Here is a 13,850-nt window from a genome sequence, read left to right on the forward strand (position 1 = left end):
GAATAGGGGGACTTGCCCCCTATCCGCTTAACTATTATGGATTGATTTTTGTTTTAAATGTTTGTTTACCATCTACATATTCTAAAATAGTAGCCGATTTGATTGGATCATGATTTTTATCGAGGTTAAGAGTCCCTGATACTAATTGAAGATCTTTGACATCTTCCAATGCTTGTCTGATTTTTTCGGGAGAAGCATCTCCAGATCTTTTGATAGCGTCAGCCAGGTAGTACCCAGTGTCATAGCCAAGGGCAGCAAAAGCATCTGGTGTTTTATTGTATTTCTTTTTGTAAGCTGCAACGAAATCTTGGATTTTTGCATCTTCATCTTCTGGAGAATAGTGATTAGTGATAAAGGTATTTTTCAATGCCTCTGCCCCAGCAATTTCAACGACTTTCGGAGAATCCCAGCCATCTCCACCCATGAATGGAAGGTCGATGCCGTCTTCACGAGCTTGCTTTAAGATAAGTCCAACTTCTTCATAATAACCAGGAAGGAAAACGAATTCCGGTTTTGCAGATTTGATACGTGTTAATGTTGCGCGGAAATCAGTATCTTTCGTTACATAGGCTTCTTCCGCTACAATTTTACCGCCGTTTGCAGTAAATGCTTCTTTAAATGCAGCGGCTAATCCTTTTGAATAATCACTTGCGCTATCTACATAGATTGCTGCAGTCTTCGCCCCAATATCATCAGATGCGAAATTAGCTGCAACCGTCCCTTGGAAAGGATCGATAAAGCAAGTTCTGAACACATAATCGTTTAATTTTCCAGCTTTATTTGTTATGTCGGGATTTGTTGCAGTTGGTGTGAGAAGAGGAACTTTATTATCTTGTGCGACTTGAACCTGTGCCAAAGTGTTCGTGCTTGTAGCTGATCCAACTACAGCGACAACTTTGTCCTGACTGACTAATTTAATTGAACCGCTTGTAGCTTCTGCTGCATCAGATTTATTATCAACTTTAATGATTTCTAGCTTTTTTCCGTCAATGCCTTCTTTATTAATTTCTTCGATGGCCAGTTTCAAACCATCCGCAGCCGACTGACCGAATGATGCAGTACCACCTGACAATTCAAGGTTGGCACCAATTTTAATGGTGTCACCCGAGGTGGATGAGCCCCCACTTGAACTGCTAGTTTTCGAGTCGCTATTACAACCTGCCAGCGCCCCAGCTACTAGTGAAAGTGATAGAAACACTCCTGCTAGCTTTTTCTTCTTCTTCATTTGAAACCCCCTAATTTAGTATATTATTCTCATTGACAGAATATTTAAATAAAAATAATATTCTGAAAACAGTGTATCTCATTCTATCGACTCCGTCTATATGTCATAGAAAAAAATGTTAATAAAAAATATTTTCGTGATAATATGAACAAAAAAAACTGACTCCGTTTAGAGTCAGTTAAATGTCTATCAGTCATTAACACGGCGAACTTCAATGTCTTTTACAATATCATTGATTACCCAACTGGCCGCAATTAAGCCAGCTACAGATGGTACGAAAGCATTGGAAGATGGCGGCATTTGAGCTTTACGGATTTTTGCATTGTCATTGCCGACTTCTTTTCGAACATCCTCACGAATGACAATCGGGCTTTCATCGGAAAAGACGACAGGAATTCCCTTTGTGATGCCCTCTTTTCGTAATCTTGTACGAATGACCTTGGCAAGCGGATCTGTATGCGTTTTAGAAATATCAGCAATTTGGAAACGGGTTGGGTCCATTTTATTGGCAGCTCCCATGCTTGAAATCACCTTAATATTTCGTTTCAGGCATTCCTTCATCACATGCATCTTATAAATGACCGTATCTGATGCATCAATGACATAGTCAAGATTATAACTGAAGAACTCTTCAAACGTTTCTTCTGTATAGAACATTTTTAGCGCGATTACTTCGCAGTCCGGATTAATATCTTGAATGCGGGTCTTCATCAATTCCGCTTTCGGCTGACCTACAGTTGAGAGAAGAGCATGAATTTGTCTGTTCACATTAGTAATGTCGACATCATCTTTATCCACAAGGATAATTCGACCTACTCCTGTACGTGCCAATGCCTCAGCTGAAAAGGAACCGACGCCACCTACACCTAGAACAGCAACGGTTGTGTTTTTCAGTATATCTATGCCTTCCTTACCAATCGCTAATTCATTTCGAGAAAACTGATGCAGCATATATATTCAACTCCAATAAATTCTGTTCTTATTTAGATTCCCAATTAACAATATATCATAAACATCATTTATGACAAGTGAAATATGAGCAGAGTTATCGGAATTAGTATACTAGTTCATTGTAGACAATTTTTGAAGAACTGTTGCTAGAAGAAGTGTTCGTTCTGTCAGGCTAGGAATTTCTAAATACTCGTCTTCACTATGTGCATTCCCGCCAATTGGACCTAATCCGTCTACGGTTGCAATTCCTAATTCAGATGTAAAAGAAGCATCTGAACCTCCGCCCGTATCCGTATCGGTAATATTGATGCCGATTTCCTGCCCCGCCTGATTGATAGCCTCTAATAGAATGGTCGTTTGTTCGTTCTTTTCCATAGGTGGCCGGTCCATTTTGCCGCTAAGCGTCGTTTTCGTTCCAGCAATATAAGTGTGAGCACAGATTTTTTTCATTTGTTTTAGGATCATAACTTCCTGTTTTTTTTCTGAGATACGCACATCCACAAAGGCAGCGGCGTGGGAGGCAATGGTATTGACAGCTGAACCGCCTTCAATTATCCCGACATTTACACTAATCCCCTGCTTAAGATCATTTAACCTATGCAGTGCGATAATCTTATGAGCCAATTCTTCAATTGCACTTCGTCCTTTTTCCGGTTCAATCCCCGAGTGAGCAGACACTCCTACTATGTCCACTTTAAATTGCCCGCAGCCTCTTCTCGCCGTAACAAGTGAACCATCCGACCTCGCCGGCTCTAGAATTAACGCAAATTTCTTATTTGCCGCATTCTCAGAAATGAGTGAAGCAGAAGAAGGAGACCCTATCTCTTCATCACTATTGAGAATGATTTGAATATGTTTATACCCGGTCTTCCCTGCCTGTTTCATACAAAGAATCGCATAAAAAAGTTCGACTAAGCTTGCCTTCATATCAGCAACACCAGGTCCGTATGCGCGATCTCCTATCACTTTAAAAGGACGTTTTTGTACCGTCCCTTCTGGAAAAACTGTATCCATATGTGCGACAACGAGAATATGTGGTTGAAGCGCATCACGATGCTGAATAACTAGTTGATTGCCATAATTCTTTTGTTCCACAATATTCACAATAAAATCAAGACTCTCAAATTTCGTTTTTAAAATCGTACCAATTTTATCAATTCCCTGTTTTGTATAAGAACCACTATCAATATTCACAAGCTGCTCCACTAATTGAAGCATTTCTCTCCTCTTAGCATCCAATAAGTCTTTCAAAGCCCTCACTACTTTCTTTTTCCTTGCTCTAATTATTTCAACCTTACTACATACTTTACGAATGTATATTGTGGAGTGTTCCTTAAATGGGGGTTTTTGATGTTAACTCGTGAGTTTCAGACGGTTACTCGTGAGTTTCAGCTTTTTACTCGTGAGTTTCAGCTTTTTACTCGTGAGTTTCAGCTTTTACTCGTGAGTTTAAGACGGTTACTCGTGAGTTTCAGCCATTTACTCGTGAGTTTTACCCTTTTACTCGTAAAATAAGCCATCAAGGTTATATTCTCGATTTTTATATTGCCCTGTATAAGGTAATTCCATAGTAGAGAGTATTCTCTGCATGATATCTATTGATTCAATCTGTAAAAATAACCGCGCTTGTTTATTTGTAATCTTGGGCCTTATGAGGAGGGCATAATCACGAAGAGTATGAATGTGGGCATCTTTAGAAGAGTAAGAACAATGCGCGCATGTCCATTTTCCCCAGTGACGTTGCATTTGGAGAATTGAACATTCTGGGCAGTGAACGCTTTTAAGCAGATCCGATTCAGAGATTTGATACCACTTGAGTATATCTGGATTATGTGGAGTATTTTTTTGAAGGAATGTGTTTGATAGTTTATTGCGTTGCCTTTGGGTTAATTGCGCAGATGGATACTTTTTTTCAAGAGTTTGAATTTTTGAGATGAGTGTTTCTTTTCCGGTGATTTGCTTGAAGATGGAGGCATGACCAGGAGTAGTCTTAATGATGGTGTTCGAGTTTGCATTTGCAATGAGCGTTTCAATCGGAAGCAGCGGGAATTTATGAAGGTTAAGCCAATTGATTAAGCGTGATTTTTGCACATCAACCTGGATAATCGGATCAAGATAGGCTTGTTCCTGTCCATCTTTTGTCCGAATCAATTGAGGATAGGTGCGGTCAAAATAGAGCAAACCGGCAAAGTTTTTCACCTCGATGATAATGCAGCAATTTGTAGATACGATAAGAAAGTCCATTTGGAAAAAGCTGCTCTCATCGCGGCTCAGTCTGAGGTCATGAAATACTTGATATTTTTTTGAAAGATCCTTTAACTCTTTTCCAATACTTGATTCTCCATAAAAACCAGTACGGATTTTCCGGTAATCATTCGTTATTTTTTTCTGTTTAGGATGGTTTGGTGAGAGCCTTCTGCTTAATGCCTCCAGTTTAAGCATTTTCATTGGCTTTTCACATGGTTTTTTCATTAATTCATCACTCCTTCTTCTATATTTTCTGTGATCATGCTTTTGATTCCTGCCTGGGTATCTGTAAAAAAGTGGTTACTCGTGAGTTTGGGCATTTTACTCGTGAGTTTCAGCCTTTACTCGTGAGTTTCAGTTTTTTACTTGTGAGTTTGGGCTTTTACTCGTGAGTTTCAGCTTTTCACTCGTGAATTTCAGCTTTTACTCGTGAGTTTGGGCTTTTTACTCGTGAGTTTCACCGCTTTACTCGTGAGTTTCACCCTTTTACTCGTGAGTTTCACCCTTTTACTCGTGAGTTTCAGCTTTTACTCGTGAGTTTCAGCCCTTTAATCGTGACTTTCAGCTTTTACTCGTGAGTTTGCGCATTTTACTCGTGAGTTTCACCCTTTTACTCGTGACTTTCAGCCGGTTACTCGTGAGTTTCACCCTTTTACTCGTGAATTTCAGCTTTTACTCGTGAGTTTCACCCTTTTACTCGTGAATACAGATTTTTCAGCACAAAAAAACCCATGTTTACTCAACATGAGTTGCTTTGTAAGTTATAAGAGTCCCAATTGTGCCGTTTACGCCTTTGTTTTGAACCCGCTCTCCGCAGGTGGGTGCTCGGTTCCTCGCGTTTGTAAGTCCTCTACGAGGGAGGCATGTACGCGGCCAGGAAACTAGTGCTCCCGGTAACTATAAGTGTTCGGTCAAAACTTATAGGTTAAAGAACGAACACATCAGGACTCTTACTTGTTGAAAATATCATATCATATTGCTTTACTCCGTTTCAAGAGAAAGCATCTAGGTAAATTTTCATATTTTTTCCCAATAAAATTATTTCTTTAATGCAGCAAGTCTTAAGCTAAGTTCTGCTAATTGCTTATCACTTACAGTACTTGGAGCGTCAACTAGCAAGTCGCTTGCGCTTGCTGTTTTCGGGAACGCGATGGTGTCGCGAAGGTTTGTACGACCCGCAAGCAACATTACCATACGGTCCAATCCAAGTGCGATTCCGCCGTGTGGAGGTGTTCCATATTCGAAAGCATCCATTAAGAAGCCGAATTGTGCGTTTGCTTCTTCTTCTGTGAATCCAAGCACTTTGAACATTTTTTCTTGAACATCGCGTTCAAAAATACGCAGTGATCCACCGCCAAGTTCGTAGCCGTTCAAGACAAGGTCATACGCTTGTGCACGGACGCTGGCTGGGTCTGATTCCAGTTTTTCCAGGTCTTCACGGAATGGCATTGTGAATGGATGGTGAGCTGCATAATAGCGTCCTTCTTCTTCATCGTATTCAAGTAATGGCCAGTCCGTTACCCATAGGAAGTTGAATTTGCTTTGGTCGATCAAGCCTCTTTCTTTACCTAGCTTAATACGAAGCGCGCCAAGTGCATCCGCAACAATGCTTTTCTTATCTGCAACGAATAAGATCAGGTCGCCTACTTCTGCTTCCAATACTGCAACTAATTGCTGTTGGTCTTCAGCGAAGAATTTTGCAATTGGTCCTTTTACGCCATCTTCTTCTACTTTTAACCAAGCAAGGCCTTTTGCACCGTAAATAGCTGCAAATTCAGCCAATGCATCAATGTCTTTACGGGAATAATCTGCATTTCCGCCTTTAACTACGATCGCTTTAACTTGTCCACCATTTGCAACAGCACCTGTGAACACTTTAAAATCACTGTCTTTCACGATTTCTGAAACATCTTTAAGTTCCATTTCGAAACGTGTATCAGGTTTGTCGGAACCATAACGGCTCATCGCTTCGTTATATGTCATTCTTGGGAATGGCAGTGTTACGTCCAGCCCTTTTACATCTTTCATAACTTTAGCCATCATGTTTTCAGCCGTTTTAATGATATCTTCCTGGCTCATGAAGCTAGTTTCAATATCGATTTGTGTGAATTCAGGCTGTCTGTCAGCACGTAAATCTTCATCACGGAAACAGCGGGCAATTTGATAATAACGTTCGAAACCGGATACCATCAATAGCTGCTTAAAGATTTGCGGTGACTGTGGCAGTGCATAAAACTCACCTTCGTGTACACGGCTAGGCACTAAATAATCACGTGCGCCTTCTGGTGTACTTTTCGTTAAAATAGGTGTTTCGATATCAAGGAAGCCTTCGCCGTCCAAGTAATCACGAATCGCCTTAGTTGTTTGGTTACGCATTTTCAACGTTTCAAACATTGCCGGACGACGCAAGTCCAAATAGCGGTATTTTAAGCGAATATCTTCAGAAACATCTGTTCTCTCATCAATGATGAAAGGAGGTGTTTTTGCTTCATTTAAAATTGTTACGCTTTCTGCTTGAACTTCAATTGTACCTGTTGATACATTCGGGTTGAAGTTGGCTTCATCACGTTTGATGACTGTACCTTGAATATCAAGAACGTATTCATTACGAATTTTTTCAGCTGTCGCCAATGCTTCTGCCGAGATGTCCGGATTGAAAACAACTTGTACAACTCCGCTTCTGTCACGAAGGTCGATAAAGATTACTCCGCCCAAATCACGACGTTTTTGTACCCATCCTTTTAATGTAACTTTTTCACCAATAGCTGCTTCTGTAACTTCTCCATTGAAGTATGTTCTGCCAAACATGGTATTTCCCCCTTAAGCCTGTAGCTTTTTAAATTGTTCAACGAATGTAGCAAGATCCATATGGACTTGTTCACCGGTTGCCATGAACTTTAGATTAATTGTATTATTTTTCAATTCATCATCTCCAAGTGTCGCCACATATCTTGCTTCAAGGCGATCGGCTGATTTAAATTGAGCTTTTACTTTACGGTCTTGGTAGTCTTTTTCGACTGTGAAACCGGCATTACGCAATTGGTAGGCAAGTTTGACATTATAATCCTTAGCGGACTCACCTAGTGAAACAAGGTAGCAGTCAATGCCCTTTTTGATCGGAAGTTCGATGTTTTCTGCTTGAAGTGCTGCAATCAGACGTTCAATGCTCAGAGCAAAGCCAATCCCAGGTGTTTCCGGTCCACCAAGCTCTTCAGCAAGCCCGTTATAACGGCCGCCTCCACAAAGTGTCGTAATCGCACCAAAACCTTCCGCATCACTCATGATTTCAAAGGCCGTATGATTATAGTAATCCAGGCCGCGCACAAGCGTCGGATCTTCAACGAATTCAATTTCCAAATCTGTTAAGTGTTGTTTCACTTTTTCGAAATAGGTACGCGATTCATCATTTAAATATTCAATGATGGAAGGTGCCGTTTTCATCAATTCGTGATCGTGATCTTTTTTACAATCCAGAATACGCAATGGATTTTTTTCAAGACGATTTTGACAATCGCTACAAAACTCGCCGATACGGGGTTCGAAATGCTTGATTAACGCATTGCGATGCGCTGTCCGGCTTTCATTATCACCAAGGCTATTTATTACGAGCTTCAGTTTTGTCAAACCAAGTTCTTTATAAAGATTCATTGCCAGCGATAGAACCTCTGCATCAATTCCTGGATCTTTACTTCCTAATGCCTCGATACCAAATTGAACAAACTGACGGAAGCGACCTGCTTGCGGACGTTCGTAACGGAACATTGGCCCGATATAATAAAGTTTGACCGGTTGATTTGCCCAACCAAACATTTTGTTCTCAATGTATGATCTAACAACAGATGCAGTGCCTTCAGGACGAAGGGTCAAATTCCGTTCACCGCGGTCCTGAAATGAGTACATCTCTTTTTGCACGATATCGGTTGTGTCTCCCACACCACGTAAGAACAGCTCTGTGTGCTCAAAAATCGGTGTACGGATTTCTTTATATTGATAACGGTGACAAATCTCACGCGCTGTCTTTTCGATATACTGCCAAATTTCCGTTTGACCAGGCAATAAATCCTGCGTACCTCTAGGAATCTGAATAGACATATTTGTTTCCTCCTTTAAAGCAATGCGTCATTTCTTATACGACGTTGCACTGAATTTTTTCCAAACAAAAAACTCCCGCCCCTTGTAACATAGTCGTTACAAGGGACGAGAGTTGAATATCCCGTGGTGCCACCCTAGTTGAAGCACAATTAAATAAGTGCCTCCGCTCAAAAACAGTTAACGCCTGCTTTACGTTCATCTCCTACTAAAAAAATTCGTTCAGAGTGAAGCCTACGGAGGGTTCTTTCATTAAGTCATCATGTGGAATGCTTTCAGCCTCGGCATTTCCTCTCTTTTCATGTGTTTCTTAATTACTCTTCTCCATCATTGGTTATTGCAGTAATAGGTCTGATACTTTATAATCATACGGACGTTAACATCAAATGTCAAGATAGGCTAAGAATTTTGTCGTATTTTATTGGTTCAAATGTTTTTTCATATTCTTGATTGTTCGGACATTGACTCCGAATTCGGATGCTAATTCAATTAGATTTGCGCTTTGTTCCTTTTGAATAAAATCGTGAAAATCGACTCCTAGTACTTGATTGCCCCCACTTAAACTCGTTTGGTCTTTTTCGCTGAATTTCATATGGCTTCCCTCCATTAGTTAATAAGACTTATTCTTTCCTAAAAAAAATGTTTTTTGCACAATTAAGGAGGGAAATTTTTTATTGAACGAGAATACATACAAATAGATATAAAAGGGAGAGACAACTTATGAAGAAGAAATCAGGATTATTTGGCCTAATCCTATTGCTGATAATAGCAGCGGTTTTCCCCGTCAATCAAGCATTTGGAGAAAACGAAGGGGAAATTGTCGTGACGACCAAGGTGGTCAATGTCCGAGAAGGCGCAGGCCTCAGTTTTCCTATTGTGAAAAAACTTACAAAAGGGGAAACGTATCCGATTGTGAATGAAGATGGCGATTGGATTGAAATTCGGATTGGCGCCGGTAAAACGGGATGGGTTGCCAATTGGCTTGTGGGAAAAAAATCAGATTCAAATCAGGTTAAGCAGGAATCAGGTCAGGGAATAATTACCGGTAGCTCTGTCCGCGTCCGTACAGGCCCCGGTACTACATTTCAAACAGTTGGTTCGATAACGAAAGGAACGGCTGTTGACATTATTGAAAAAAATGAAAATTGGATTCAAATCAAACATGCAGAAATCGAGGGTTGGGTCTCTTCTGACTATCTCAAGCTCACTAAGGCTTCCGAGAATGCAGTAGAGAGAGAGACGAAGCAGAAGAAAGAAGAATCGGAACAATCCGTGCAAACGGGAGTCACTTTGGTCGACCGTCTCAATGTTCGTTCTGAGCCTTCGAAAAGCAGTACCTCGCTCGGTAAGCTGAATAAAAATACGATGGTTACTGTTTATCGAATTGAAAACGAATGGGTTGAAATTGATTTTCAAGGAAGCCATGGCTGGGTCGCCGAATCTTACATAGAATTGGGCAAGAATAAGAGTGAGACGAAAATCAATAAGGCAGGTGCCACTGCAAGAGTAACCGTTTCTGGTTTAAATGTGCGGAAAAAGGCCTCTCCTAACAGTAAAATCATTGGTTCGGTAAACAAGGATGAAACCTACCAAGTTTTGCAAACAACAGGCCAAATGACACAGCTTCAGCTTTCTGATTCAAAAAAAGGCTGGGTGGTGAGCTGGTATTTAGAAATAGAGAATGCCGAACAAACAACAAAGAAAAAGAAGATTGACGTAAAAGGCAGTAAGATTACCACCATTCATGATGGGACAATCCTTAGAAGTAAGCCAGATGGCAACTCGCAGATTGTAGCGCAGGTGAAAGAAGGAGAAACATTCTCCGTTCTCGGTATGGAGGGCGATTGGTACTCCATTAAACTCAAGAATGGCCAAACCGCTTATGTTGCTGGTTGGATTGTGACGATTGAAGGTAATGCTGAGCAGATCCAGCGTCCAGGCGTTGAAAAATATTTAGCGGATAAAGTCATCGTAATCGATCCCGGCCATGGCGGCAGGGACAGCGGTACAGTTGGAGTCGGTGGTACTCTTGAGAAAAACTTAACAATCCGTACCGCTGAGTTGCTGCGGGACAAGCTTCATGCGGCAGGTGCAAAAGTGATTCTGACAAGAAGCAGTAATACATATGTTCCACTGCCTTCAAGGGTTAGCACTTCACATATCAATAACGCGGATGCATTCATCAGCCTCCATTATGATAGCACCAAAGATCAGATTGCGAGTGGAATAACTACATTCTACTATCATGACTATCAACAGAATTTTGCCTCAACACTTGCCAATTCACTAGGATCCACGATGCAGGTGCCTAACCGAGGTTCCCGATACGGAGATTACCATGTTATCCGTGAAAACAATCGTGTAGCTACACTTATTGAACTAGGCTATTTAAGTAATCCTGTTGAAGAATTGAGGATTACAACGAATGAATATCAAGAAACCATTACAACCGCTATCTATAATGGATTGGCGCGGTATTTCAAATAATGACAAGCCAGCTTCCCATGGAAGCTGGCTTTCAATTTGTTTACAATCACTTTTTCTCAACAAAAAAACCTGCCGCAGCAGGTTACTTTTTACTTTCCATTATTAATGTTACAGGTCCGTCATTAGTAAGCTGAACGTCCATCATTGCGCCAAATTGACCGGTTTCAGTATGGACGCCTTTTTTGCGTAGTTCTTCATTGAATGATTCATAAATTTTGTTCGCCTCTTCAGGACGGGCGGCGTCCATGAAGTTCGGACGACGGCCTTTACGGCAGTCGCCATATAGCGTAAATTGTGAAACTGATAGAATCGAACCACCAACGTCTAGTAGTGAGTGGTTCATCTTTTCATTTTCATCTTCAAAAATTCTAAGATTAACAATCTTATCAGCCAAATAGACGGCGTCATCAATTGTATCGCCATGGGTGACACCAACTAGCAGGACTAGTCCGCTGTCAATTTGCCCGATTGTTTGGCCTGCCACAACAACTTTGGCAGCTTTGGAACGTTGTAAAACAACACGCATAGTAATAAAACTCCTTAGTTCATAATCCTTCTAACGGAATAGACATCTGAAATTTGTTTTATACGGTCGACGACCTTTTGTAGATGTGCAATGTTATGGATATAAATCGACATGTGAATGGTCGCTACTTTATTCCGGTCCGATTTACCTGATACTGCTGAAATATTTGTCTTTGTTTCGTTGACAGCTTGCAACACTTCGTTTAATAAGCCGCGGCGATCATATCCGCTGATCTCAATTTCAACGATATATTCCTTACGTTCGTTAATCTTGCTTTCCCATTCAACAGGCACAAGACGATGATCGGAATCACCGCTTTCTAGGTTCGGACAGTCTTGTCTATGAACAGAGACTCCACGGCCTTTTGTAATATAACCAACGATTTCATCCCCAGGAACCGGATTACAACAGCGTGATAAACGGATAAGGAGGTTCTCAATTCCCGGTACACGTACACCTGAGTCACGTTTTTTGGAGGAATTAGGGAAAGTTTTCAGATCAGCAACAGCTTCCGAAATATCTGCTTCTTGCTCGACCATCTTCTGCTTACGCCATTTTTCAGTAAGGCGGTTCGCTACCTGAAGGGCTGTTATTCCGTTATAACCAACCGCTGCATACATATCTTCTTCATTCAGGAAATTGAATTTATCCGAAACGCGCTTAATGTTCTCAGATGTCAGGATTTCCTTCAGATCAAACTCCATGATCCTGATTTCTTTTTCAACAAGTTCTTTGCCTTTTTCGATATTTTCTTCTCGGCGCTGCTTTTTGAAAAATTGACGGATTTTATTTTTCGCCTGAGATGTTTGCGTGAGTTTAAGCCAATCTTGACTTGGACCATATGAATGCTTGGATGTTAAAATTTCAATAATATCGCCTGTTTTTAGTTTATAATCCAGCGGTACCATTTTCCCGTTCACTTTGGCCCCTATCGTTTTGTTACCGATTTCCGAGTGAATCCGGTAAGCAAAGTCAATCGGATTGGATCCTGACGGAAGTTCAATAACATCGCCTTTTGGCGTAAAAATGAACACCATATCAGAAAAAAGATCGATTTTAAGGGATTCCATGAATTCCTCGGCGTTTGTTGCGTCATCCTGGAATTCAAGAATTTCCCTGAACCAAGTCAATTTTTCCTCTAATGAAGGCTGTTCACCAACATCTTTTCCTTCTTTATAAGCCCAGTGTGCGGCAACCCCGAACTCGGCAATGCGATGCATATCGGAGGTACGGATTTGCACTTCAAGCGGATCGCCTTTTGGCCCGATTACCGTCGTATGTAAGGATTGATACATATTCGGCTTCGGCATCGCGATATAGTCTTTAAATCGGCCAGGCATCGGCTTCCAACATGTATGAATGATCCCTAAAACGGCATAACAGTCTTTTATGCTATTGACGACAATCCGAACCGCAAGCAGGTCATAAATTTCACTGAACTGCTTATTCTGCAACGCCATTTTGCGATAAATACTGTATATATGTTTCGGTCTGCCAGAGAGGTCTGCTTTAATATTGACTTCTTCCACGTTTTTACGCACTTCATCAATGACTTCTTCTAAATACTGTTCACGTTCTGCACGCTTTTTCTTCATAAGGTTGACGATTCGGTAATACTGCTGCGGGTTTAAATACCTTAGTGCCGTATCTTCAAGTTCCCATTTAATCGTACTGATCCCAAGACGATGAGCAAGCGGCGCAAAGATTTCTAATGTTTCGTTCGAAATTCTTCTCTGCTTTTCCTGCGGCAGATGCTTCAATGTCCGCATATTGTGCAGTCTGTCAGCAAGCTTAATCAATATGACCCGGATATCCTGGGCCATCGCAACGAACATTTTCCTATGGTTTTCCGCCTGTTGTTCTTGCTGTGATTTATACTTAATTTTCCCTAATTTGGTCACACCATCAACGAGCATGGCGACTTCAGGACTGAAATTCTCTTCAATATCCTTCAGAGTGACCTCCGTGTCTTCAACAACATCATGTAAAAAGCCTGCCGCAATAGTTGCAGGATCCATTTCAAGATCAGCCAGAATACCCGCCACTTGAATCGGATGAATAATATATGGTTCTCCCGATTTACGAAATTGTTCTCGGTGAGCATACTCTGCATACTTAAACGCTCTATGAATAAATTCAGCTTCTTCCGGCTGAAGATATAAGCTGGCCATTTCTACAACCTGCTCGGCAGTCAATATTTGATCGTTAGCCATTTAATCACCTTAACCCCACTTTAACTGCCACCGGATATTAACCGGATTGAGTATGATTGGTAGCACTTCCCTTTGTTCAGCAAAACGTGACAATTTTTGCGAAAAAAATAAA

Annotated in this window: 10 protein-coding genes, 1 other RNA gene and 1 other annotated feature; of the genes, 1 reads left to right on the top strand and 10 read right to left on the bottom strand. The window is 41.0% G+C overall.

Annotated elements, in window-relative coordinates; genetic code table 11:
- Positions 1–34: 34 nt before the first annotated feature.
- The 8 genes from JFV29_RS20065 to JFV29_RS20100 form a co-directional block, all read right to left on the bottom strand.
- Positions 35–1,225: an ABC transporter substrate-binding protein gene (locus JFV29_RS20065; protein WP_201185997.1), complete on the bottom strand. Its 1,191-nt coding sequence runs from the start codon at positions 1,223–1,225 to the stop codon at positions 35–37.
- Positions 1,226–1,414: 189 nt separating this feature from the next.
- Complete coding sequence (locus tag JFV29_RS20070; RefSeq protein ID WP_053347117.1) at positions 1,415–2,176, bottom strand: tRNA threonylcarbamoyladenosine dehydratase; 762 nt, start codon at positions 2,174–2,176, stop codon at positions 1,415–1,417.
- Between the two features lie 111 nt (positions 2,177–2,287).
- Positions 2,288–3,394, bottom strand: a complete 1,107-nt coding sequence (locus tag JFV29_RS20075) for a M20 family metallopeptidase (protein ID WP_201185998.1) — start codon at positions 3,392–3,394, stop codon at positions 2,288–2,290.
- A 282-nt stretch (positions 3,395–3,676) separates the two neighbouring features.
- Entirely contained in the window at positions 3,677–4,648 is a 972-nt protein-coding gene (locus JFV29_RS20080; protein ID WP_201185999.1) for a nuclease-related domain-containing protein, read from the bottom strand.
- A 540-nt stretch (positions 4,649–5,188) separates the two neighbouring features.
- Positions 5,189–5,374: non-coding RNA, 6S RNA (gene ssrS, locus JFV29_RS20085), on the bottom strand.
- 87 nt (positions 5,375–5,461) lie between these two features.
- Entirely contained in the window at positions 5,462–7,231 is a 1,770-nt protein-coding gene (aspS, locus tag JFV29_RS20090; RefSeq protein WP_056528354.1) for an aspartate--tRNA ligase, read from the bottom strand.
- Between the two features lie 12 nt (positions 7,232–7,243).
- Complete coding sequence (gene hisS / locus JFV29_RS20095) at positions 7,244–8,515, bottom strand: histidine--tRNA ligase (protein ID WP_053347120.1); 1,272 nt, start codon at positions 8,513–8,515, stop codon at positions 7,244–7,246.
- A gap of 98 nt (positions 8,516–8,613) precedes the next feature.
- Positions 8,614–8,852, bottom strand: a binding site (T-box leader).
- A 78-nt stretch (positions 8,853–8,930) separates the two neighbouring features.
- Positions 8,931–9,104 (bottom strand): hypothetical protein, encoded by a 174-nt coding sequence (locus tag JFV29_RS20100; RefSeq protein ID WP_053347121.1) that lies wholly within the window; start codon positions 9,102–9,104, stop codon positions 8,931–8,933.
- A 128-nt stretch (positions 9,105–9,232) separates the two neighbouring features.
- Here JFV29_RS20100 and JFV29_RS20105 point away from each other — a divergent pair, with 128 nt between their 5' ends.
- Complete coding sequence (locus tag JFV29_RS20105; protein ID WP_201186000.1) at positions 9,233–10,999, top strand: SH3 domain-containing protein; 1,767 nt, start codon at positions 9,233–9,235, stop codon at positions 10,997–10,999.
- Between the two features lie 82 nt (positions 11,000–11,081).
- Here the strand turns inward: JFV29_RS20105 and dtd are convergent, their stop codons facing one another.
- The gene (gene dtd, locus JFV29_RS20110) at positions 11,082–11,525 is read right to left on the bottom strand and encodes a D-aminoacyl-tRNA deacylase (protein WP_056528345.1); all 444 of its coding nucleotides are present in this window, start codon (positions 11,523–11,525) and stop codon (positions 11,082–11,084) included.
- A 14-nt stretch (positions 11,526–11,539) separates the two neighbouring features.
- The gene (locus tag JFV29_RS20115) at positions 11,540–13,738 is read right to left on the bottom strand and encodes a RelA/SpoT family protein (RefSeq protein ID WP_201186002.1); all 2,199 of its coding nucleotides are present in this window, start codon (positions 13,736–13,738) and stop codon (positions 11,540–11,542) included.
- Positions 13,739–13,850 lie beyond the last annotated feature (112 nt).

Origin of the sequence: Peribacillus sp. TH16 (assembly GCF_016651095.1) — a bacterium.
Taxonomy (GTDB): Bacteria; Bacillota; Bacilli; order Bacillales; family DSM-1321; genus Peribacillus; species Peribacillus butanolivorans.